Genomic DNA, 21790 nt, shown 5'->3' on the forward strand with positions numbered 1-21790 from the left:
TTCACAATCACTGGAAATCGAAGGCGCTGAGCCCCGCCACCATCTCGTCGAGCCCGAGCGGCCGCGTCACCGGCGGTTCGGCGCGGGAAAGGCAGCCGCGCCGCTCGCAAAGGCGACAGGCCGGACCGATCTCAACCGCATCGAGCGCCGTCGCCTGGCCATAAACCAGAGCCTCGCCAAGGGCGGCGTCGCAGCCGATCAGGATCGCCGTGCGCCGCAGCCTTTCGCCGAATTCGACGCTCGGCCCCTCCAGGGTGCGGGCGACCGTCAGGAAGGATGCGCCGTCAGGCATGACCACCGTTTCGGCCAGAATCTGGCCCGGCTGCAGGAAGGCAGCGTGGATGTTGAGCTTCGGACAGCCGCCGCCGAAACGGGCCTGCGGAAAGCCCTGGGCGCCCGCCCGCCGCAGCCTGTGGCCCGCGGCATCGATCTCGATCAGGAAGAAGGGGGTGGCGGCCGCGCCGGGCCGCTGCAGCATCGTCAGGCGGGCGGCGGCATGGCCGAAGGAGACGCCGAAGCGCGCCCTGAGAATATCGATATCGCAGCGCGTTGCCTTCGCCGCAGACAGAAAGGCTTCGTAGGGCATTGCGAGTGCTAAGGCCGCAATGCGGGCAAGCTCGAAACGGGCGATGCGGCGGGCCTCGGCCGAGGAGAGAGAGAGATCGTCGAGTTCGGCATCGATGGCCGGCAGCAAAGCGAGGGTGGCGGCCTCAACGGCGATCTCGTGCGCGCGGTCGGCCGGTGACAGGCGTTCCGAGATGAAAAGCCGCATCGAGTGGCGATCGAAACGGCGGCGCAGATCCGGCATGACGTGGACGGGCAGGACACGCACCGCGATGCCGCGCTCGGCGCGCAGCCAATCCTTGAGGCCGGCGGCAAGATCGAGGCCACCGGGGAGCGTCGCGGCAAAGGCTTCCGCCGCCGTCTCGATCCGCCCGAAATAGGCAGACCTGCGCTCCAGCGTCTCGCGCACCTCGTCGAGCGGCAACCGGCCGGCAGCGACAGGCGCATGGCCTTCGGCGGCCATCAGCGCCGTCAGGTCCGACAGCCTTGCCGCCTGCTCGCGATAGGCGCGGTAAAGCTTGATCATGCCGCTTGCGGCATTGGGTGCAGCCTCGGCCACCTCGACCAATTCCTGGTCGCCGGGCAATTCGCCCGAAAGCAGCGGATCGGCAAAGACTTCCTTGAGCTGGCCGAGACTGCCGCCGGTCTGCCCGCGCAACTCCTCCAGGTCGACCCTATAGACGCTTGCAAGCTTGAGAAGGAGCTGCACCGTCAGCGGCCGCTGGTTGCGCTCGATCAGGTTCAGATAGGACGGCGATATTTCAAGGGCTTCGGCCATGGCGGTCTGGGTCAGCGCCAGCGCATTGCGGATGCGCCTGACTTTCGGGCCTGCGAATATCTTCCGTTCCGCCATGGCACACCCTTTGACAAGGGAGGGGCGCTTTATTTACAATCTTTTACAAATTCACAGCGCCGCTCTGTCAATCCTCGTCATCTTAACCTCTTTCCGTCCAGGAAATCAAAGGTTTTTCTGGCTATATTGCGTTCCGTTGTCAATCTTGTCATCAGCACCCTTTTGTCGGGTTTTTAGTGAGGAGAGCAGCATGACGGATTTTTACAAGCTTGTTCCAAATTCATCGGCAGGCCGCTTCGACGGCATCGAAAGGCCCTATTCGGCCGATGACGTGCAGCGGCTCAGAGGTTCGGTGGCGCTCCGCCATACGCTAGCCGAATTGGGGGCGGACCGGTTGTGGCGGCTCCTGCACCAGGAGGATTTCGTCAATGCGCTTGGCGCGCTTTCCGGCAATCAGGCCATGCAGATGGTGCGTGCCGGGCTGAAGGCGATCTATCTCTCCGGCTGGCAGGTGGCGGCCGACGCCAACACGGCATCGGCGATGTATCCGGATCAGTCGCTCTATCCGGCCAATGCCGGGCCGGAGCTTGCCAAACGCATCAACCGCACGCTGCAGCGCGCCGATCAGATCGAGACCGCAGAAGCCCAGGGGCTTTCGGTCGAGACCTGGTTCGCGCCGATCGTTGCCGATGCGGAAGCCGGCTTCGGCGGACCACTCAACGCTTTCGAAATCATGAAGGCCTATATCGAGGCGGGTGCTGCCGGCGTTCACTTCGAGGACCAGCTCGCCTCGGAGAAGAAATGCGGCCATCTCGGCGGCAAGGTGCTGATCCCGACCGCCGCCCATATCCGCAATCTTGACGCCGCCAGGCTTGCCGCCGACGTCATGGGCGTGGCGACGCTCGTCATCGCCCGCACCGATGCGGAAGCGGCAAAGCTTTTGACGTCCGATATCGACGAGCGCGACCAGCCCTTCGTCGACTATGATGCCGGGCGCACCGTCGAAGGCTTTTATCAGGTCAGAAACGGCATCGAGCCCTGCATCGCCCGGGCTGTGGCCTATGCGCCGCATTGCGATCTCATCTGGTGCGAGACCTCGAAGCCGGACCTCGATCAGGCACGGCGATTTGCCGAAAGCCTGCACAAGGTCCATCCCGGCAAGCTGCTCGCCTATAATTGCTCGCCGTCCTTCAACTGGAAGAAGAACCTCGACGACGCGACGATCGCAAAGTTCCAGCGCGAACTCGGGGCGATGGGCTACAAGTTCCAGTTCATTACGCTCGCCGGCTTCCACCAGCTGAACTTCGGCATGTACGAGCTGGCGCGCGGCTACAGGCAGCGGCAGATGTCGGCCTATTCCGAGCTGCAGCAGGCGGAATTCGCCGCCGAGGTCAACGGTTATACCGCCACCAAACATCAGCGCGAGGTCGGCACCGGCTATTTCGACGCCGTGTCGCTCGCCATCACCGGCGGCCGGTCGTCGACCACGGCGATGCACGGCTCGACCGAACACGCGCAATTCAAACCGGCTGCGGAATAACCCAACGAGGAGGAGAAGATCATGGCATCCATTTCACGCGTCCGGGAACGGGCCGAGGAACAGGCGACCAGCATGAGCGAGGACCAGCAGACGACGATCCGCATGCTCGCCAACGACCTGCATCGGCTGAACCAATCGGTCATGAAAGCCGTCGAGGCCGGCGTCTCGGTCGAGCTGGTGCGCTCGGCCCGCCATCATGGCGGCGACGGCAACTGGGGCGATCTGCTCATTCCCGTCGTTGTCACCAACCGTCATTGAGGAGAACGCCCGCGCATCCTGGAAAGGGCGCGGGCGCTTCAAAGTACGTCAGCCGCGGCTCGGACGTTTTCCGGCGAAGAGATCGGCATAACTTCTGATCAGCTTGGTCATGCGGTCGGCGACTGTGCGGATCTCCGGGCGATGGCGATCCTCGGCGTTCATGACGATCCATTGGGCGTGGCGCAGTTCCGGTAACTCGCCGCCCTGGCGCTGCAATTCAGGGTCGAGATCGCCGACGAAACAGGGAAGCACGGCCTTGCCGGCGCCGGCGCGCACCAGATCCGGCAGCGAACGCGGCCGGTTGACGGTGGCGACGATCCCGGCTGTGGCATTGGCGTGCGGCCAGCGCAGGTAGGCCGATATCGCCTCCTCCTCGGCAACGGCAATCCAGCGTTCATCGATCTCGGCGGCGTTGCGTCTGATATAGATGGCATAGGCCACCTCGCCGAGCCGGCGGGCGGCAAGATTGGCCTCCTCCGGCTCGAAGGCGCGAATGCCGATATCGCTCTCGCGATAGGCAAGGCTCGCCCGCGCCTCACCGATGGTGAGCGAAATCGCAAAGCCATCACCCGGTATGCGGATGGCGGCGAAATTCTCCGTCAGCAGCCAGGCGACCCAGGTGCCGGCGGCGATCCTCACGGTCGTGCCTCCCTCGCCGGATTGCCGCCAGGCTTCCACCTTGCGGGCGGCGGCCTCCATCTCCTGAAGGTGATCGAGCAGCGCCTGGCCATCCTGGGTCAGGCGGTAGCCGGTCTGGCTGCGCGAAAATAAAGCGCGGCCGACCTCCTGCTCGAGATCGAGCATGCGCCGGCCGACGGTCGCAGGGCTGAGCCCGCTTGCCGTGCTTGCCCCCGTCAGGCCGCCGAGCCGGGCGACCTGCAGGAAAAGCTGATAGGAATCCCAACTCGCGTTTTTCATCGATGAAAAACATAGCGGGATTTTCCCTGTTTATGAAGAGATATTCGATGCCTAAATCAGGAGATGTCTTCTACAGAAAGGACTTCGCCATGATCGACTTGATCACCATCGCAGGCATCCAGGGATATCGGCACATCCGCAGGCCAGGCGGCGGCAGGGCGGACGAGGATCAATTCTACGCCGAGTTCGGAGACAACAGCCTCATTCGCTTCGGCGCCTGGTTGACCTCGCTCGACATCAGCCCAAAGCGCGTCGTATCAAAAGTAGGGCGGCGGCGGAAAGCTGCGGCGCAATCCGGCGGCGGCTGCCGCCACGTTTCTCAGGCGACTTTCCTTGTCCCCAGGTGAGCGGGCTCTGCGATGATGCGGAAGCGGTCGATCAGCGCCATCAGCGTATCGGCCTCGCCGGCAAGCAGGCGGCTTGCCTGGGTGGTCTCGGCCACCATCGAGGCGTTCTTCTGGGTCATCTGGTCCATGGCGTTGACGGAACCGTTGACCTCCTGCAAGGCGGCCGACTGATCGCGGCTTGCAGTGGCGATGGTCTCGACATGGCCGCTGATCGCGATGATCTCCTGGCTGATCGAGGCAAGGACGCTGCCGGTCTTCTGGACTAGTTCGGAGCCGACCGTCACTTCCCGGCTGGATGTTTCGATCAGCGACTTGATCTCGCGCGCCGCGTCGGCCGAACGCTGGGCAAGTTCGCGGACCTCCTGGGCGACGACGGCAAAACCCTTGCCTGCCTCACCGGCCCGGGCCGCCTCGATGCCGGCATTGAGCGCCAGCAGGTTGGTCTGGAAGGCGATATCGTCGATCACCTCGATGATTTGCTCGATGCGCTGGGAGGCCTCTTCGATGCGGTCCATGGCGGCGACGGCATCGCCGACGACGGCGCCGGAATTGTCGGCCGTCTTCTTGGTCGCGGCGACGACATTATTGGCTTCGCGGGCACGCTCGGCGGACGAGCGAACCGTGACGGTGATCTCCTCGACAGCCGTGGCGGTCTCCTCGAGGTTTGCCGCCTGCGCTTCGGTGCGTTTCGAAAGCTCGCCGGCGGAGGCCGAGACGGCGCCACTGTTACGCTGGATGGTCGAGGCGCTGTCGCGGATACCGGACAGTGTGTCCTGCAGCCGCAGGAGGGAGGCGTTGAAATCGACGCGCAACTGCTCCAACCGGCCGACGAAGGGCGTGCCGATCGTTTGCGAGACATCGCCCTGCGACAGGCGTCCGAGGCCGGCGGCAAGCTGGTTGACGGCAAAGTCGATCTGGCCGTCGAGCGAGCGCTTGTCGGCGTCGTTCCTGGCGCGTTCGGCATCGCTCAAGGCACGCTGTTCGGCAGCCTGCGTTTCCAGGTCGCGCCTGGCGCGGGCGCTATCGCGGAAAAGCGCCAGGGCCCGGCCGATGTCGCCGAACTCGTTCTTCTTGCCGACACAAGGGATCGCTCCATCGAGATCGCCGGAGGAGATTGCGTGAACGCTCGCGGTCAGCGCCTGCAAAGGCTTCACCGACAGGCGGATGGCATAGAAGGCGAGAACACCGACAATGAGCATGACAATGGCGCCGACGCCGAGAACCAGCATCTGCAGCTCATACATACGCTGGTAATAGACCTCCATCGGAATGCCGATGAAGAGAATGCCGACATTGGCGTTCGACGTGTTCTTGATCGGGAAATAGCCGGTCATGAATTTGCGGCCAAATAGCTCCGCCTGGCCGTAATAGGCCTCGCCCCTGGCGAGCACGGGCTGAGCGGGATGCTCGGCAACGAGCTTGGTGCCGACGGCGCGGTCGCCGTTTTCCTTCTTGACGTTGGTGGAGATGCGGACGTAGTCGCCACCCTGCTTCTGGAAGATCGTGGCAACGCCGGCGATCGACTGCGCGGTCCGGTCGACCAGCGAGTGATCGGCGAGGGCCGGAATGGCGTCTTCCGTGACTGTCGAGAGCCGGTCATCCTTCAGCTCGACCCTGGCGCCCTGATCGGCCGCGCCGTAGAGCACGGCCATGGCGCGGGTGGCATCCCTGGCATCGGCGACGGCGCCGTCCATGACATAACGGCTCAGATTGTAATAGGTCACGCCGACAATGGCGGCGGTGCTGATCGCCAGCAGAAACAGTGTGATCGCGACGATCTGGCGGACGATCGACGTAGAGAAAAGGCGCAGCATCAAAACCCCCGGCAGAAGACCGGGGCTAAAGTAGACGAAAAGCGTTAAGGAAAATTTTCTGTAAATCAGGGCCACAGCATGCCCCTATACGAAACGCGAAACGGCCCCGGAAGCCAGGGCCGTTCTCGTGATGATGAGATCAACGATCAGGCGGCGCGGTAGACCTGCGCCTCGCCCGCCTCGCCATCGATCTTGAACTGCTGGATGAGACGCCGCAGCGAACCCGCCTCGTCGGCCAGTTCACGGCTGGCAGCTGTCGTCTCTTCCACCATGGCGGCGTTCTGCTGCGTCATCTGGTCCATCTGATTGACCGTCGCGTTGACGCTCTGCAGTGCATTGGACTGGTCGTGGCTGGCGCGGGCGATCATCTCGACATGCTGGCTGATCGTGACGATCTGGGCGCTGATCTTAGCGAGCACCGTGCCGGTCTCCTGCACGAATTGCGAGCCGGAACTGACCTCGTTGGTCGACTTGTTGATCAGACCCTTGATCTCCTGCGCCGCGGCGGCGGAACGCTGGGCCAATTCGCGGACTTCCATCGCGACGACTGCAAAGCCCTTGCCGGCTTCACCGGCGCGGGCCGCCTCAATGCCGGCATTCAGCGCCAGCAGATTGGTCTGGAAGGCGATCTCGTCGATGACGCCGATGATCTGCTCGATCTGGCGCGAGGCATCCTCGATGCGGCCCATCGCATCGATCGCATTGCTGACGACGACGGCGGAATCGTCGGCGCTGCGTTTGGCCTGGCGAACGATCTGGTCGGCATCCTTGGCGCGTTCGGCAGAGGAGCGGACTGTAACGGTGATCTCGTCGACGGCGGCTGCGGTCTCTTCGAGCGAGGCAGCCTGCTGTTCGGTGCGCTTGGAGAGATCCTCGGCCGACTGGGCCATCTGGTTGCCGTTGCCCTGGATCAGTTCGACATTGTCGCGGATCTGGCTCATCGTCGCCTGCAGGCGCATCATCGAACCGTTGAAATCCTGGCGCAGCTGTTCGAGACGGCCGATGAAGGGCGTCTCGATCGTCGTCGATATATCGCCCTGCGACATGCGTTCGAGGCCGGCAGCGAGCGCGTTGACGGCGAATTCGATCTGGCGATCCATCTCGCGCTTGTCGGCGTCGTTGCGCTGGCGCTCATGTTCGGCGGCGGCGCGTTCCTCGTCGCTCTGCTCTTCGATGCGGATCTTCGAAATGGCATTTTCCTTGAAGATGCCGAGCGCGCGGGCCATGTCGCCGATTTCATCGTGACGCTGCTCGCCGGAAATGCTGGTCTCCAGCGCCCCTTCGGCGATGCGGCGCATGGCGGCGGTGATCTGGCTGATCGGGCGCTGCAGCGTCAGAACCAGGGCGATGCCGCCGAGGATCGACAGGAGGATACCGAAACCGGTAGTGATGACGGAGATGCCGTTTGCCTGGGTGCGCTCGGTACCGGCCGTCTGCTTCTGCAGCTCGGCGAAATCGGTCAGCTTCGTCCAGATCTGGTCGAGCTCCTGGCGGGCAGCGGCATAGGCGGTGACGCGCTCGCCGATCGTATCGACGATCTTCGAGCCGCCGCCGGAGATGGCGTCGAGTGCAGGCTGGATTGCGCCGGATATGCCTTCGGCAAAGCCCATGCCCTTGGCGCTGGTGATCAGCACCTGCATGTCCTTGCCGAGCGTGCCGGCCTGCTGCTGCAGACGCACGAGATTTTCCTTGCTGGAGTTGGCGAGGAAATCGGAAAGCACGATCTGCAGCGAATAGACGGAATTTTCGAGACGCCGGGTATCCTGAAGGACGGAGTTGGTCTGGCCGATGCGGCCCTCGAGCTCGGCGAAACGCTGTGTCGCTTCGCGCATCTTCTGCGTCGCGGTCAGCTGCGTATAGGTCGAGGTCTGGCGGAAGCGCGACACGAGACGGCCGAGTTCGGCGATGTTCTCGTCGGTCGGAGCGGGCATCGCAGTGATTGCCTTGATACTGTCGATGGTCGCGGCCAGGGCGTCGATGACGTTCTTCTGGTTGGTCGGAACCGAGATGGCGATCAGCCGCTGGGATTTGACGATCGCAGGCATCTGTTCGTTGATGAAGGCGATCTTGTCCTCCGGCGTCTGCGGCTTGCTGTAGCCGCTGGCGACGGTGCCGAGGAAATCGCCGCCCTTCAGCAGCCGGTCGGCGGTGCGAAGGGTGATGGTGGCGGCACCCTCGTCGTTCTGAAGCGCGGTCTGCAATTCCTCAGCCTGGTAGGAGACCGTGAAGCGGGTGCTGATCAGGCTCTTCTGCGCCGCGTCGATCTGCTCATGCAGCGCCTGCTCCTGCTCATGCAGACCCCAGAGTTTGCCGACGACGCCAGAAATGTCCTTGGTGCGGCGGGCTGCTTCGGCAAGACTGTCGCGGCCGGCGGCTTCTTCACCAACCTGATTCAGCGTCTGTTCGAGCACGCCCTGCTGGGTAGTCAGATCGGTAAGCAGCTTGTCGCGCGCCTGCTGGCTGGTGACGCGCAGGAAATCGTCCATCGAACCGTAGAGATCCTTGAAGCCGCTCAGCGACTGCAGCACGCTGTTGGATATTTCCATGCGGCCCTGCAGCAGTCCCGAAGCGTAAAGGCCCGTCAGGCCCACCGCCGAAATGGTGACGACGAAAGGCAGAACGAAGATCAGGACCTTCGTCTTGATCCTGAAGCGGGAAAGAATCTTGTCAATCAACATGGCGTTCCGGGCCTTTCATACACCACTCCTCCCGCAGGCGGCCATTTGGCGCCAGCCGGGTGCACATCGAGCTGTTCTTAATTTACATTGGGGAACCTGGAAGCCAGGCGGCAGTCATTGCCAGTTCATGTCCAAACAACTTGGAGATGCCCAAATATTCGCGGGCAATTGTGTCAGATTAGATATTAATTTTCGGATAAGCGGTTGCGGCGGATTAAGCCAAGGCGGTGAAATAGTTGCAATTTTGTAAGCCGCAATGCGGCGACGCGGTAACGCCCGTGCCGTGACATTCGTTGCAGGCCTGAAGACAGGGTCAGATGAAGTGCGAGAGCAGCAGCGCTAGGCTGGCGGCGGTGGCGCCGACTGCCAGCATCAGATAACGCAGGGTGACCATCCGGGCGTTCGGCTTTGCCTCGGCAATTGCGATGGCGCGGGCGCGTCGTGTGTTTCTGGTCATGCTGGAAACCTCACTTCTGTCTGACACAACAATCCAACAAAACGGCTTGCTGGTAAAGCTTATTTAGGAACAGCTTTGCAGACCGCCAATTGAGACAGGATGGCGCACCTCTATTAAGAAGTTTTGAATCGGTATTTCCTTAAAGCGCGTCGCGTCAAATTTGATTCATGCGACGCGCTTTAGTCCTTTGTTTTATGCATGTCGTTGTCCCGGAACCGCTACAGACTTCCGGGCGACATGCATTCGGTTTACGCGCATTCGCCGGCGGCAAATCCGGAGGCCCAGGCCCATTGGAAATTATAGCCGCCGAGCCAGCCGGTGACGTCGACGCATTCGCCGATGAAATAGAGCCCAGGCACGGTTTTTGCTTCCATGCTGCGTGAATCAAGCGTTGCCGTATCGATACCGCCAAGCGTCACTTCGGCGGTGCGGTAACCTTCCGAGCCGGACGGCTTGACCGCAAAGCTCTGGGCGCTCGCGGCAAGGCGCAGCAGCGCCTTATCAGGCAGGTCCGCCATATTGCCCGCGATTTTCTCGCGCTCGACGAGAAATTGGGCCAGCCGTTTCGGCAGGATGTCGCCAAGCGCCGTCTGCGGGGACTGGCGGCCATTGCGCTGCTTTGCCGTCTTCAGATGTGCTGCAATGTCGATATCCGGCTCGATCGAAACGACGATTTCGTCGCCTTCGCGCCAGTAGGAGGAAATCTGCAGGATGGCGGGTCCGCTGAGGCCCCGATGGGTGAACAGCAGCGCTTCGCGGAAGGCGGTCCTGTCATGGCGGATTTCGGCCGGGGCGGAAATGCCGGCGAGCGGGGCGATGGCCTCGAGCAAGCCGGGATCGAGCGTCAGCGGCACGAGGCCGGGGCGGGTTTCAAGCACCGGAAGACCGAACTGTTCGGCGAGGCGATAGGCAAAGCCGGTGGCGCCCATCTTCGGGATCGACTTGCCGCCAGTCGCGACGATCAGCGACGATGCTTCAAAACTATCGTCACCGGTCTTGACGCGAAAACCCGCCTCCACCTTTTCGACGGCTGATATCTCGGTGCCGAGATCCAGCTGCACGCCGGTGCTGCGCATCTCAGCGAGCAGCATGCGGATGACGTCTTTGGCGCTATCGTCGCAGAAGAGCTGGCCCAGGGTCTTTTCGTGCCAGGCAATGCCGTGCCGGTCGACCATGGCGATGAAATCGGCGGGCGTGAATCGAGCGAGCGCCGACTTGCAGAAATGTGGGTTGGCGGAGAGGAAATTCTTCGGTCCGGCGTGGATATTGGTGAAATTGCAGCGGCCGCCGCCCGATATGCGGATCTTCTCGCCGGGCGCCCTTGCATGGTCGAGGATCGCGACCGAGCGGCCGCGTTTTCCGGCCCGGATAGCCGCCATCATGCCCGCCGCCCCGGCGCCGATGACGATGACGTCGCTTTTGCGCTGCAAATCCGTTTCCTCGATCAAGACAGCGTCTTCTTTTCCATCAAAGGGCGAAAGTCAACGTTCTCAACCTCTCGCCAATTGGCAAAGTCCGGTTATGATGGCGCCACGATCAACCAGACCGGTGTGTCATGTCCCCAAAAAAGACGACGCTGAAGCCTGCCAGAAACGTACCCGCCTCGAAGAAAACTCCTCCGGACCCCGGATCCCTGCGCGGCGTTGCGAACTGGAAGGAAGCAGCGCGGTGGCTGAGGGACAGGGGCATCGAAGACATCGAATGCATCACGCCGGACCTTGCCGGCGTTCCGCGCGGCAAGATGATGCCGAGCTCGAAATTCACCTCGAACACCTCGCTGGCGCTGCCTTCGGCGATCTACCGGCATACGATTTCGGGCGAGTACCCGGAGGAGACGGAGAGCTTCCGCTACGAGCCGCGCGACAGCGACCTGAAGCTGATGCCCGACCTTTCGACGCTTTCGGTCGTGCCCTGGGAGACCGACCCGACGGCGCAGGTGATCTGCGACATCGTCGATTCCGACGGCGGCGAAGTGCCCTATACGCCGCGCAACGTGCTGAAACGGATCCTGAGCCTCTATCACGACCGCGGCTGGAAGCCGATCGTGGCGCCCGAGATCGAATTCTACCTGGTCGCCAAGAATGTCGACCCCGACTATCCGCTGCACCCGCCGAAGGGCAGGTCCGGCCGCTCGATCCTCGGCGGCCAGGGCTATTCGATCGCCGGGATCAACGAATTCGACGAGTTGATCGACGACATCTACCATTTCTCGGAGAAGCAGGGGCTCGAGATCGATACGCTGATCCACGAAGAGGGACCGGCGCAGCTCGAGATCAACCTGCGCCACGGCAATCCGATCGAACTTGCCGACCAGGTGTTCCTGTTTAAGCGCACGATCCGTGAGGCGGCGCTGAAGCACGACATCTATGCGACCTTCATGGCCAAGCCGATGCAGGCCCAGCCGGGTTCGGCGATGCATATCCATCAATCGGTGGTCAATATCGAGACGGGTAAAAACGTATTCTCCAATGCGGACGGATCGGCTTCGAAGGAATTCTTCCATTTCATCGGCGGCATGCAGAAATTCGTGCCGAGCACGATGGCGATGCTTGCGCCCTACGTGAATTCCTATCGGCGCCTGCAGCCTGATATGTCCTGCCCGGTCAACAATGCCTGGGGTTACGACAACCGGACGACGGCCTTCCGCGTTCCGGTTTCCGATCCGCAGGCGCGGCGCGTCGAAAACCGGCTCCCGAGCTCGGACGCCAATCCCTATCTGGCGCTTGCCGCCTCGCTCGCCGCCGGCCTGCTCGGCATCATGAAGCAGATTGAGCCGACGGCGCCGACGGAGGATTCGGCCAATGAAGGCTCGATCGACCTGCCGCGTGGCCTGCTGGAAGCCGTGGCGCTGCTCGAGGACGAGCCCGCCTTCGAGGAGATTTTCGGCAAGCAGTTCATCGGCCTCTATACCGGCGTCAAGCGCGGCGAGTTCGAGACCTTCATGCAGGTGATCAGCCCCTGGGAGCGGGAATTCCTTCTGCTCAACGTGTGAGGGACCGTCATGGCATCGCAGGAGATGTGGCAGAGCCCGATCTCGCCGGGACTATCCTGGTATCAGGCAACCATCGGGGAGCGGCCCACTTATGCCGCCCTCGACGGCTCAAGAACAGTAGACGTCGCCATCATCGGCGGCGGCTATACCGGCCTGCAGGCCGCCTATAATCTTGCCAAGGCAGGCGTCTCGGTGGTGCTGATCGAAGCCTGCCGCTTCGGTGACGGGGCGTCCGGGCGCAATGGCGGCCAACTTGGCACCGGCCAGCGATGGTGGCCGGAAGAACTCGAGGAGAAGATCGGCTACGAACGCTCGAAGGCGCTGTTTAATCTTGCCGAGGCGGCCAAGCGCCATCTCATCGATTTCGCCCGCGAGCACCAGATCGAGATCGACTATGTGCCCGGCCAGCTCAACGTCGCGCACAAGGCGAGCTACAAACGCGCCTATTACGAAAATGCCCAGATCGCCGCGCTGCGTTACGACTATCCGCACATCAGTTTCATGGATGAGAAGGAAACGCAGGAGCGGCTCGGTTCGAAGCGGTTTCATTGCGGCGTGCGCGATGTCGGCACCGGCCACATCCATCCGCTGAAGCTGCTGGTGGGGCTGGCCCGGGTCGCCGCCAATGCCGGTGCTGCGATCTTCGAGATGACCGCGGCAAAGGCGATCCGCCAGGGTGGCGGCAAGGTGACGATCGAAACCGAAAGGGGAACGATCACCGCCGATCGGGCGCTGATTGCCTGCGATGGCCATATCGACGGCCTCGAACCGGTGACCGCAAGACATGTTATGCCAATCCGCTCTTTCATCGGCGCCACAGCCCCGCTCGACGGGCATCCCGATGTCCTGCCGGGCGGCGAGGCCGTGGCCGATTCGCGCTTCGTCGTGCGCTACTTCCGCAAATTCGGCGACGGCCGGCTGCTGTTTGGCGGACGCGAAGCCTATACGTCGGACAATCCGAAGGACATTTCCGAGCACATCCGCCGACAGATCGCCGAGATCTATCCCGCCCTGAAGGATATCGAGATCACCCATGCCTGGGGCGGCAGCGTCGGCATCACCATGCCGCGCCAGCCATTCGTGCGCGAGGTCATGCCCGGCGTCATCTCGATCGGCGGTTATTCCGGCCATGGCGTCATGCTGTCAAACTACTGTGGCAAGCTCTACGCGGAAACGGTGCTTGGAAAATCCGGTGATCTCGACCTCTTCACATCGCTCGATATTCCTGCCTTTCCCGGCGGCGCCGGCATGCGGGCGCCGTTGCTTTTCCTCGCCTTGTCGTGGTTTGCGCTTCGCGACAAATTTTAGTCCGATTGCGGATTTCCTCTTCCGGAAATTCGCTCTAAAACCGGCGCCTGAGAGATTCATTGCACCGCACACTGGCTTTTTTAAATCGATTAGATTAAAAGAGCCGCCAACCAGCCTGATTGAGAGACAAGCTCATGAGCAGCCAGATCATTCCCGTTGAGCCTTTTGATTATGTCGTCTTCGGCGGCAGCGGCGACCTTGCCGAACGCAAGCTTCTGCCCGCGCTGTATCATCGCCAAATCGAAGGCCAGTTTACGGAACCGACCCGCGTGATCGGCGCCTCGCGCAGCCCGTTGACGCACGAGGAATACCGCAAATTCGCCAAAGACGCGCTGAACGAGCACCTGAAGAAGGGTGAATACGACGAAGCGGAGGTGGAGAAATTCTGTGCCCGCCTCTACTACGTCTCGGTCGACGCCCGCACGGATACCGGCTGGGATCAGCTGAAGAAGCTGCTCGACGAGGGCAAGGATCGAGTGCGCGCCTTTTACCTCGCGGTCGCGCCCGGTATCTTCGGCGACATTTCGCAGAAGATCCACGACCACAAACTGATCACCAAGTCGACCCGCATCGTCGTCGAGAAGCCGATCGGCCGCGATCTCGCCTCGGCGCTGCAGCTCAACGACACGATCGGCCGTGCCTTCAAGGAAGAACAGATCTTCCGCATCGATCACTATCTCGGCAAGGAGACGGTGCAGAACCTGATGGCGCTGCGCTTCGCCAACGCACTCTACGAGCCGCTGTGGAATGCCAACTACATCGATCACATCCAGATCACCGTGGCTGAAGCAGTCGGCCTTGAGGGCCGCGCCGGCTATTACGATACGGCAGGCGCATTGCGCGACATGGTGCAGAACCACATCCTGCAGCTGCTCTGCCTGACGGCGATGGAAGTGCCATCGTCGATGGATTCGGAAGCCGTTCGCGACGAAAAGCTGAAGGTGCTGCGCGCGCTGAAGCCGCTCAATGCCTCCAATGTCGAGCAGGCGACGGTCCGCGGCCAGTATCGCGCCGGCGCATCGGGCAGCGGCCCGGTCAAGGGCTATCTCGAAGAGCTCGAAGGCGGCGTCTCGAACACCGAGACCTTCGTCGCCATCAAGGCGGAGATCAACAATTGGCGCTGGGCGGGCGTTCCCTTCTACATCAGAACCGGCAAGCGCCTGACCGGACGCATGTCCGAGATCGTCATCACCTTCAAGCCGATCCCGCATGCGATCTTCGACCAGGCGGCCGGACGCATCGTTGCCAACCAGCTGATTATCCGGCTGCAGCCGGATGAAGGCGTCAAGCAGTCGCTGATGATCAAGGATCCGGGCCCGGGCGGCATGCGCCTGCGCAACGTCTCGCTCGACATGAGCTTCGCCCAGGCGTTCAACGTGCGCAATCCCGACGCATACGAGCGTCTGCTGATGGATGTGATCCGCTCCAACCAGACATTGTTCATGCGCCGCGACGAAGTCGAAGCCGCATGGAAATGGGTGGATCCGATCCTCAAGGGTTGGGAAACCACCGGCCAGCAGGTGCAGGGCTATACGGCCGGCACCTGGGGTCCGAGCCAGGCCATCGCGCTGATCGAGCGCGACGGCCGCACCTGGCATGACGATATCTAGGACGAAACCGATGGCATCGACCCTGCATTCCTTCGCCAGCCCCGCAGCTCTCGCCGGCAGTCTCGCCGACAAGGTCGCCGATACGCTTTCGGCGGCGATCGCCGCCCGCGCAACGGCGTCCATCGCCGTTTCCGGCGGCTCGACCCCGAAGCTGTTCTTCCAGGCACTGTCGACGCGCGATATCGCCTGGGACAAGGTGACGATCACACTTGTCGACGAGCGTTTCGTGCCGGCCGACAATGCGCGCTCGAACCATCTGCTGGTCGATGCCAATCTCCTACAGAACAAAGCCAAGGCGGCGCGTTTCCTGCCTCTCTATCAGGACACGGCCTCCGCGGAGGAGGCCGCAAGGCTTGCGACCGAGAAGACCAGGGCAATCAGTTCCCCCTTCGACATCGTCATCCTCGGCATGGGTGGCGACGGCCACACCGCCTCGTTTTTTCCCGGCGGCAGCAATCTTGCCAAGGCGCTCGATGCATCGACGCCGCGCGGCATCATCACCATGGAAGCGGAAGGGGCCGGCGAGCCGCGCCTGACCTTCACCTTCTCCAGTCTTGAGGATGCCGCACTCCTGGTTCTCCATATTGAGGGCGAAGGCAAAAAAGACGTTCTCGCCAAAGCAGAGGGCAAAGGTGAAGAGGCAGACATGCCGATCCGCGCCGTTCTGCGCCGGGCCACTTCCCCGGTCGAGATCTACTGGGCTCCCTGATCGGCCGTCGATCCGGATCGAGATTCAGGCCAGAGCCGCCGAACAAGATAAGACAACGAACAAGGCAGGGATCTTCCATGTCCGCTCATGCACGCATTTCTGCGATCACCGATCGCATTGTCGAACGCTCGAAACCAACCCGCGAGCGCTACCTGGAACGCCTGCGCGCCGCCGCCTCCAAGGGTGTCGCGCGTTCGGTGCTGGGCTGCGCCAACCTTGCCCATGGCTTTGCGGTCTGTTCCCCCGCCGACAAGGATGCGCTCGCCGGCGACCGCATCCCCAATCTCGGCATCATCACCGCCTATAACGACATGCTCTCGGCTCACCAGCCGTTCGAGACCTATCCGGCGATCATCCGCGAGGCGGCCGCCCAGGCCGGCGGCGTGGCGCAGGTGGCAGGCGGCGTGCCGGCGATGTGCGACGGTGTCACCCAGGGACAGCCGGGCATGGAGCTTTCGCTGTTCTCGCGCGATCTGATCGCCATGTCGGCGGGCATCGGCCTGTCGCACAACATGTTCGACGCCGCCCTCTTCCTCGGCGTCTGCGACAAGATCGTGCCGGGCCTCGTGATTGCGGCCCTGTCCTTCGGACACCTGCCGTCGATCTTCGTTCCCGCCGGTCCGATGACGACAGGCCTGCCGAACGACGAGAAGTCGCGCGTGCGCCAGCTCTTCGCCGAGGGCAAGGTCGGTCGCGCCGAGCTGCTGGAAGCCGAATCGAAGTCCTATCACGGCCCCGGCACCTGCACCTTCTATGGCACCGCCAATTCCAATCAGATGCTGATGGAGATCATGGGCTTCCACATGCCCGGCTCCTCCTTCATCAATCCGGGCACGCCGCTGCGCGAAGCGCTGACGCGCGAGGCGGCCAAGCGGGCGCTGGCGATCACCGCGCTCGGCAACGAATTCACGCCGGCGGGCGAGATGATCGATGAGCGCTCGGTCGTCAACGGCGTCGTCGGCCTGCATGCCACCGGCGGCTCTACCAATCACACGCTGCACCTCGTCGCCATGGCGCGGGCGGCCGGCATCCAGCTGACCTGGCAGGATATTGCCGAGCTTTCGGAAATCGTCCCGCTGCTGGCCCGCGTCTACCCGAACGGACTTGCTGACGTGAACCATTTCCAGGCGGCCGGCGGCATGGGCTTCCTCATCAAGCAACTCCTGAAGCACGGACTGGTGCATGACGACGTGCGCACCGTCTTCGGCCAGGGTCTCCAAGCCTATACGGTCGACGCCCGGCTCGGTGAAAACGGCGCCGTCCGGCGCGAACCGTCGCCTGAGAAGAGCGTCGATCCCAAGGTTCTCTCCAGCATCGAAACGCCGTTCCAGGCGAATGGCGGGCTGAAGATGCTGCGCGGCAATCTCGGCAAGGCGGTGATCAAGATCTCCGCCGTCAAACCGGAACGCCACATCATCGAGGCGCCGGCGATCATCTTCCACAGCCAGCAGGAGCTGCAGGACGCTTTCAAGGAAGGCAAGCTCAACCGCGATTTCATCGCCGTCGTGCGCTTCCAGGGGCCGAAGGCGAACGGCATGCCGGAACTGCATAAGCTGACGCCGCCGCTCGGCGTGCTGCAGGACCGCGGCTTCCGCGTGGCGCTGTTGACCGACGGGCGCATGTCCGGCGCCTCAGGCAAGGTGCCGGCCGCGATCCACGTGACGCCCGAGGCGGTCGACGGCGGCCCGATCGCCCGCATCCGCGACGGCGACATCATCCGCCTGGACGCGATCAAGGGCACGCTCGAGCTGCTCGTCGATGCAGCCGATATGGCCGAGCGCGAGCCGGTGACCGTCGATCTCTCCGACAATGAATTCGGCATGGGCCGCGAACTCTTCGCGCCGTTCCGTCGCGCCGTCGGACCTTCGGATCAGGGCGCCAGCGTGCTCTTCCACCACTAGCTACAGCTATTTGGCGGGATACCTAGTCGTGATGCCGCAACGCCTCCACCAGCAAGGTAAATGCTGGAGAGGAATGCCGGCGTGAAGGATAGTACAAGTGATACCCGGGAAACGGCGGCGACCAGTCGTCCAGCACCTGCACGAGCCGGCCATTCTCAAGGTCCTCTCGGACGACATCCTCGTGGACGTAGGTGAGGCCATATCCGTCAAGAGCGGCTTTCACGATCTGTGGAACGCCATTGAAGGCGACCTGTCCATCCACCCGGACCCGCACCTCATGGCCGTCGCGTTCGAACTCCCACGGGTAGAATCCGCCGTAACTCGGCAGGCGTATGTTGATGCAGCGGTGTGCCGTCAAGTCCTGCGGCGAACTCGGCGGCGGCTGATCTTTGAAGCAGGAGGGCGCAGCCACCACGATCATGCGTGCCAGCGGGCCGATGCGGACGGCGATCATGTCCTTCTCAACCTGGTCGCCGAGCCGGACACCGGCGTCGAACCGCTCGGCGACGATGTCCGTCAGCGCCGACTCTGCGACCAGTTCGACCTTGATGTCGGGATAGTGACGAAGAAACGCCGAAAGCTTCGGCCATAGGATGGTGTCGATCGCGTGCTGACCCGCGGTGATTCGGAAACTCCCCGCCGGCTTGTCCCGAAACTCACTGAGCGCAGCCAATCGGGCTTCGATCGTACCTAACGCCGGGGCCAGGGTCGACAGCAGCTGTTCGCCCGCATCGGTTGGTGCAAGACTTCTTGTCGTGCGGGTCAATAGCCTGACCCCCAACCGCTCCTCAAGGCGCTTGATGATGAGGCTGAGCGAAGACTGAGACGTCCCGAGCCGGGCCGCCGCTCTGGTGAAGCTCTTCTCTTCGGCAACAGCGAGGAAGGCCATCAGGTCGCCCAGTTCTTCGCGACGCATTTATTGATCTCCGAGATAAGTTCAATCTTATTTTAGCGTCTAATCGAAAGAAATGGCAGATACTATAATGCCTTTCGATGGCCGCATGGATGCAGCCGCATAGGCAGAGGCGGACCGATGGCTTGGTCAGAACCCGAACTTGCGCAGATCGCGGACAGCGACGACCTGCACATCTCTCCCTTCCGCGAGGATGGCGCTACCTATGGCACTCCAACCTGGATCTGGTCCGTCGTAGTAGAAGGAGAGCTCTACGTGCGCGCCTATCATGGCCAGCGGTCGCGATGGCATCAGGCCGCGGTCAAGCGGAGGGCCGGACGTATCATTGCCGCCGGAATGACCAGAAACGTGGCATTCGCGCCCGTCGAGGGTGCGATCAACGCGGCGATCGATGATGCGTACCGGAGCAAATACGCGACGAGCTCGTATCTCGGCGCCATGATTGGCGAACGTGCCAGATCAGCCACTATCCGGATCACGCCGCTCGAACAGTAGGGCTGATCTCGCCGGCGATTTTCGACAGCGACGGTCGTCAATCAGTGAAAGAGAGACGCAAGTCCTGGCCATGAACCCATCTTAAAACATCGATCGGAAGAACAATGTCACCCTCAACGCCTATTCGCAGCGCACTGACCGACGACGACGTCCGCGCCGTTTCACCAGCCTTGGCGAACTATACCCGGAATGCCATCGTCGGCGACCTCTGGAAACGCCCGGACCTGTCTTCGAGAGACCGCAGCCTAGTAACGGTCTCGGCATTGATTGCGCGCGCCCAGACGATCGGCATGACCCATTACTTCAACCTGGCTTTGGACAACGGCATCACACCGACCGAGATCTCAGAGATCATAACGCATCTCGCGTTCTACAGTGGATGGTCGAACGCATTCTTCGCCGTGGAAATCATGAAGGGCATCTTCGCCGAGCGCGGCATCGGAGAAGGCCAGTTGCCACGGGAGCCTGTTGCCCTCCTTCCCCTCGACCAAGCGTCGGAAGCCAAACGCGCCGAGGCCGTCCAAACCAATTTCGGCGACGTATCCCAAGGCGTGGTGGACTTCACCGGCGAACTTCTGTTCAGGGATCTCTGGCTTCGCCCTGGGCTCGCACCGCGCGACCGAAGCCTCGTCACAGTAAGCGCGCTGGTAGCATCCGGTCAGGTGGCGCAAATCACCTACCATCTCAATCGCGCGATGGATAACGGGCTGACCAGGGCGCAGGCATCGGAAACCTTGACGCATCTTGCCTTTTATACCGGCTGGCCCTGCGTTTTCTCGGCGATGCCCGTCGTCAAAGACGTGTTTGCAAGTCGGGACAAGTAGACCGAGAGGAGGCCCAGCATGAAGTCCCGCCGCGGACCGACTTGCATCCGCACTCCATTGAACTTGAATCATGCAGCTGGAGGATATTTTTATGCAGAAACGTAAGCTAGGCCAAGGGCTGGAAGTCTCGGCGCTGTCGCTCGGCGCAATGGGATACGGCAAAGCCCGGGAACTGCCGGACAGGGCGGAAATGATCGCTCTGATCAGGGCCGCCGTCGAACGCGGCATGGACTTCTTCGACACGGCGGAGGTCTATGGCCCATTCACCAACGAGGAGATGGTCGGCGAGGCGCTCCAGCCCGTTCGCGGCAAAGTCAAGATCGCGACCAAGTTCGGCTGGGATGTCGATCCCGATACCGGCGTTCATCACGGTGGTGTCAATAGCAAGCCCGACCATATTCGCCGGGCTGTGGAAGGCAGCCTCAAGCGCCTGCGCACTGACCACATCGATCTTCTCTACCAGCACCGCGTCGATCCGGAGGTGCCGATGGAGGACGTGGCAGGCGTGGTGAAGGATTTGATCCGAGAGGGCAAGGTCCACTGGTTCGGCCTGTCGGAAGCCGGGCCGTCGTCGATCCGTCGTGCCCATGCGGTCCAGCCGGTGGCGGCGCTGCAAAGCGAATATTCACTCTGGACCCGCGAACCAGAGGCGGAAATCCTGCCGGCGCTCGAAGAACTCGGCATCGGCCTCGTGCCATTCAGCCCGCTCGGCAAGGGCTTCCTTACCGGCAAGATCGCCGCTGACACCGCGCTAGACACATCGGACATGCGCAACTCTATTCCGCGCTTCTCGACGGAGGCCCGCAAAGCCAACCAGCGGCTGGTCGATCTCATCAAGGCCATCGGCGACAGACACGGCGCAACTCCGGCGCAGGTGGCGCTGGCCTGGCTGCTTGCACAGAAGCCCTGGATCGTCCCGCTCTTCGGCACTCGAAAGCTGGAGCGTTTCGAGGAAAATGTCGGCGCACTCGAGGTGCAACTGACGGCCGAGGACCTCGGCGAGATCCGGTCCGCAGACATTCATATCGAGGGAGCACGTTATCCCGAGGAACATCTCAGCCGGGTCGGCCTCTGATCCACGTGCCACGCTTGTCGGTTTCTGTTATAGGCTTTGCAGGTTTGCTACATATATCGCAAATAGGCCGACGAAGAGAAAGTGACATGGAACACGCTGACACGGCGCTTACTCCGCATCATCTGCAACTCGCGAGGATGTTTGCGGAGCGCTCTGGAACGACCCGCGAGCCATCCACCTGTGCGGTCAGGGATATTCTTGATCGCGTGGGAGACAAATGGACGATGCTGGTCCTGATTGCACTGGCCGAACATGCCCGCCGGTTCAGCGAGGTGAACCGCGCGGTTCCCGATATCTCGAAGCGGATGTTGTCGCAGACCCTGCGGACGCTCGAGCGGGATGGCCTGGTTCTGCGCACAGTCTTCCCAACCAATCCGCCGAGCGTTGAATATGAACTCACGGAACTCGGCCGCACCATCTTCGAACCGCTCACGATGCTGGTGCGCTGGGTGGAGCAGAGCAAGGAAGTGATCGGTATGGCGCGAGATCGATACGACACGTCGCCCTAATAGCGATTGTGTGGCAAGAGCTTCAATTGCTAGCATGAACGCAGGATAGTCGTGCCAGCCAAAGATCGTGAAGCGAGGCGCAGAG

19 protein-coding genes are annotated in these 21790 nt (G+C 62.3%); 12 read left to right on the forward strand and 7 right to left on the reverse strand.

Going from position 1 to position 21790, the window contains the following annotated elements:
• Positions 1-7: 7 nt before the first annotated feature.
• On the reverse strand, positions 8-1417 hold the full coding sequence (locus tag HJB82_RS13900) for a short-chain fatty acyl-CoA regulator family protein (protein WP_221116066.1): 1410 nt from the start codon (positions 1415-1417) through the stop codon (positions 8-10).
• Positions 1418-1607: 190 nt separating this feature from the next.
• Here HJB82_RS13900 and aceA point away from each other — a divergent pair, with 190 nt between their 5' ends.
• Entirely contained in the window at positions 1608-2897 is a 1290-nt protein-coding gene (aceA, locus tag HJB82_RS13905) for an isocitrate lyase (RefSeq protein WP_207582987.1), read from the forward strand.
• Between the two features lie 21 nt (positions 2898-2918).
• Positions 2919-3155 (forward strand): hypothetical protein, encoded by a 237-nt coding sequence (locus HJB82_RS13910; RefSeq protein ID WP_003570242.1) that lies wholly within the window; start codon positions 2919-2921, stop codon positions 3153-3155.
• A gap of 48 nt (positions 3156-3203) precedes the next feature.
• Here HJB82_RS13910 and HJB82_RS13915 read toward each other — a convergent pair whose 3' ends face one another.
• Positions 3204-4073, reverse strand: coding sequence for a LysR family transcriptional regulator (locus tag HJB82_RS13915; protein WP_207582986.1), 870 nt, complete (start codon positions 4071-4073; stop codon positions 3204-3206).
• A gap of 89 nt (positions 4074-4162) precedes the next feature.
• On the opposite strand from HJB82_RS13915, the gene HJB82_RS13920 reads away from it, so the two are divergent.
• Complete coding sequence (locus tag HJB82_RS13920) at positions 4163-4420, forward strand: hypothetical protein (RefSeq protein ID WP_207582985.1); 258 nt, start codon at positions 4163-4165, stop codon at positions 4418-4420.
• Here the strand turns inward: HJB82_RS13920 and HJB82_RS13925 are convergent.
• The 4 genes from HJB82_RS13925 to HJB82_RS13940 all read right to left on the reverse strand — a co-directional run bounded on the left by HJB82_RS13925 (position 4393) and on the right by HJB82_RS13940 (position 10817).
• Positions 4393-6234 carry a methyl-accepting chemotaxis protein gene (locus HJB82_RS13925; RefSeq protein ID WP_221140261.1) on the reverse strand — a complete coding sequence of 614 codons (1842 nt, stop codon included), beginning with the start codon at positions 6232-6234 and terminating at the stop codon, positions 4393-4395. The genes HJB82_RS13920 and HJB82_RS13925 overlap by 28 nt on opposite strands.
• A 146-nt stretch (positions 6235-6380) precedes the next feature.
• Positions 6381-8912 carry a HAMP domain-containing methyl-accepting chemotaxis protein gene (locus tag HJB82_RS13930; RefSeq protein WP_207582983.1) on the reverse strand — a complete coding sequence of 844 codons (2532 nt, stop codon included), beginning with the start codon at positions 8910-8912 and terminating at the stop codon, positions 6381-6383.
• A gap of 313 nt (positions 8913-9225) precedes the next feature.
• The gene (locus HJB82_RS13935; protein WP_207582982.1) at positions 9226-9369 is read right to left on the reverse strand and encodes a hypothetical protein; all 144 of its coding nucleotides are present in this window, start codon (positions 9367-9369) and stop codon (positions 9226-9228) included.
• Positions 9370-9617: 248 nt separating this feature from the next.
• Positions 9618-10817 (reverse strand): NAD(P)/FAD-dependent oxidoreductase, encoded by a 1200-nt coding sequence (locus HJB82_RS13940; protein WP_221140262.1) that lies wholly within the window; start codon positions 10815-10817, stop codon positions 9618-9620.
• A 107-nt stretch (positions 10818-10924) separates the two neighbouring features.
• Between HJB82_RS13940 and HJB82_RS13945 the strand changes: the two genes are divergently transcribed.
• From HJB82_RS13945 to edd, 5 genes are all read left to right on the forward strand, one after another.
• Positions 10925-12361: a glutamine synthetase family protein gene (locus HJB82_RS13945; protein WP_207582980.1), complete on the forward strand. Its 1437-nt coding sequence runs from the start codon at positions 10925-10927 to the stop codon at positions 12359-12361.
• Between the two features lie 9 nt (positions 12362-12370).
• Complete coding sequence (locus tag HJB82_RS13950) at positions 12371-13669, forward strand: FAD-binding oxidoreductase (protein ID WP_207582979.1); 1299 nt, start codon at positions 12371-12373, stop codon at positions 13667-13669.
• 134 nt (positions 13670-13803) lie between these two features.
• Positions 13804-15279, forward strand: a complete 1476-nt coding sequence (zwf, locus tag HJB82_RS13955; RefSeq protein WP_007633233.1) for a glucose-6-phosphate dehydrogenase — start codon at positions 13804-13806, stop codon at positions 15277-15279.
• Between the two features lie 10 nt (positions 15280-15289).
• Positions 15290-15988, forward strand: coding sequence for a 6-phosphogluconolactonase (gene pgl, locus HJB82_RS13960; protein ID WP_221140264.1), 699 nt, complete (start codon positions 15290-15292; stop codon positions 15986-15988).
• Positions 15989-16065: 77 nt separating this feature from the next.
• A complete protein-coding gene (edd, locus tag HJB82_RS13965; protein WP_207582977.1) occupies positions 16066-17889 on the forward strand; it encodes a phosphogluconate dehydratase in 1824 nt (607 codons plus the stop codon).
• A gap of 22 nt (positions 17890-17911) precedes the next feature.
• On the opposite strand, the gene HJB82_RS13970 is transcribed toward edd, so the two are convergent.
• The gene (locus tag HJB82_RS13970; RefSeq protein WP_207582976.1) at positions 17912-18805 is read right to left on the reverse strand and encodes a LysR family transcriptional regulator; all 894 of its coding nucleotides are present in this window, start codon (positions 18803-18805) and stop codon (positions 17912-17914) included.
• Between the two features lie 117 nt (positions 18806-18922).
• On the opposite strand from HJB82_RS13970, the gene HJB82_RS13975 reads away from it, so the two are divergent.
• From HJB82_RS13975 to HJB82_RS13990, 4 genes are all read left to right on the forward strand, one after another.
• Entirely contained in the window at positions 18923-19297 is a 375-nt protein-coding gene (locus HJB82_RS13975) for a DUF2255 family protein (RefSeq protein ID WP_207582975.1), read from the forward strand.
• Positions 19298-19401: 104 nt separating this feature from the next.
• Entirely contained in the window at positions 19402-20121 is a 720-nt protein-coding gene (locus HJB82_RS13980; RefSeq protein WP_207582974.1) for a carboxymuconolactone decarboxylase family protein, read from the forward strand.
• A 91-nt stretch (positions 20122-20212) separates the two neighbouring features.
• Positions 20213-21196: an aldo/keto reductase gene (locus HJB82_RS13985; protein ID WP_221140266.1), complete on the forward strand. Its 984-nt coding sequence runs from the start codon at positions 20213-20215 to the stop codon at positions 21194-21196.
• 86 nt (positions 21197-21282) lie between these two features.
• Complete coding sequence (locus HJB82_RS13990) at positions 21283-21705, forward strand: helix-turn-helix domain-containing protein (RefSeq protein ID WP_221140268.1); 423 nt, start codon at positions 21283-21285, stop codon at positions 21703-21705.
• Positions 21706-21790: the final 85 nt, after the last annotated feature.

Source organism: Rhizobium sp. NZLR10 (assembly GCF_019685125.1).
GTDB lineage: Bacteria > Pseudomonadota > Alphaproteobacteria > Rhizobiales > Rhizobiaceae > Rhizobium.

Coding starts and splice junctions, on each gene's coding strand:
- pgl (WP_221140264.1), top strand. CDS start 15,290: ATGGCATCGACCCTGCATTCCTTCGCCAGCCCCGCAGCTCTCGCCGGC.
- HJB82_RS13945 (WP_207582980.1), top strand. CDS start 10,925: ATGTCCCCAAAAAAGACGACGCTGAAGCCTGCCAGAAACGTACCCGCC.
- HJB82_RS13910 (WP_003570242.1), top strand. CDS start 2,919: ATGGCATCCATTTCACGCGTCCGGGAACGGGCCGAGGAACAGGCGACC.
- HJB82_RS13975 (WP_207582975.1), top strand. CDS start 18,923: ATGGCTTGGTCAGAACCCGAACTTGCGCAGATCGCGGACAGCGACGAC.
- HJB82_RS13980 (WP_207582974.1), top strand. CDS start 19,402: ATGTCACCCTCAACGCCTATTCGCAGCGCACTGACCGACGACGACGTC.
- HJB82_RS13970 (WP_207582976.1), bottom strand. CDS start 18,805: ATGCGTCGCGAAGAACTGGGCGACCTGATGGCCTTCCTCGCTGTTGCC.
- HJB82_RS13985 (WP_221140266.1), top strand. CDS start 20,213: ATGCAGAAACGTAAGCTAGGCCAAGGGCTGGAAGTCTCGGCGCTGTCG.
- HJB82_RS13925 (WP_221140261.1), bottom strand. CDS start 6,234: ATGCTGCGCCTTTTCTCTACGTCGATCGTCCGCCAGATCGTCGCGATC.
- HJB82_RS13935 (WP_207582982.1), bottom strand. CDS start 9,369: ATGACCAGAAACACACGACGCGCCCGCGCCATCGCAATTGCCGAGGCA.
- HJB82_RS13915 (WP_207582986.1), bottom strand. CDS start 4,073: ATGAAAAACGCGAGTTGGGATTCCTATCAGCTTTTCCTGCAGGTCGCC.
- HJB82_RS13900 (WP_221116066.1), bottom strand. CDS start 1,417: ATGGCGGAACGGAAGATATTCGCAGGCCCGAAAGTCAGGCGCATCCGC.
- HJB82_RS13920 (WP_207582985.1), top strand. CDS start 4,163: ATGATCGACTTGATCACCATCGCAGGCATCCAGGGATATCGGCACATC.
- HJB82_RS13950 (WP_207582979.1), top strand. CDS start 12,371: ATGGCATCGCAGGAGATGTGGCAGAGCCCGATCTCGCCGGGACTATCC.
- edd (WP_207582977.1), top strand. CDS start 16,066: ATGTCCGCTCATGCACGCATTTCTGCGATCACCGATCGCATTGTCGAA.
- HJB82_RS13930 (WP_207582983.1), bottom strand. CDS start 8,912: ATGTTGATTGACAAGATTCTTTCCCGCTTCAGGATCAAGACGAAGGTC.
- aceA (WP_207582987.1), top strand. CDS start 1,608: ATGACGGATTTTTACAAGCTTGTTCCAAATTCATCGGCAGGCCGCTTC.
- HJB82_RS13990 (WP_221140268.1), top strand. CDS start 21,283: ATGGAACACGCTGACACGGCGCTTACTCCGCATCATCTGCAACTCGCG.
- zwf (WP_007633233.1), top strand. CDS start 13,804: ATGAGCAGCCAGATCATTCCCGTTGAGCCTTTTGATTATGTCGTCTTC.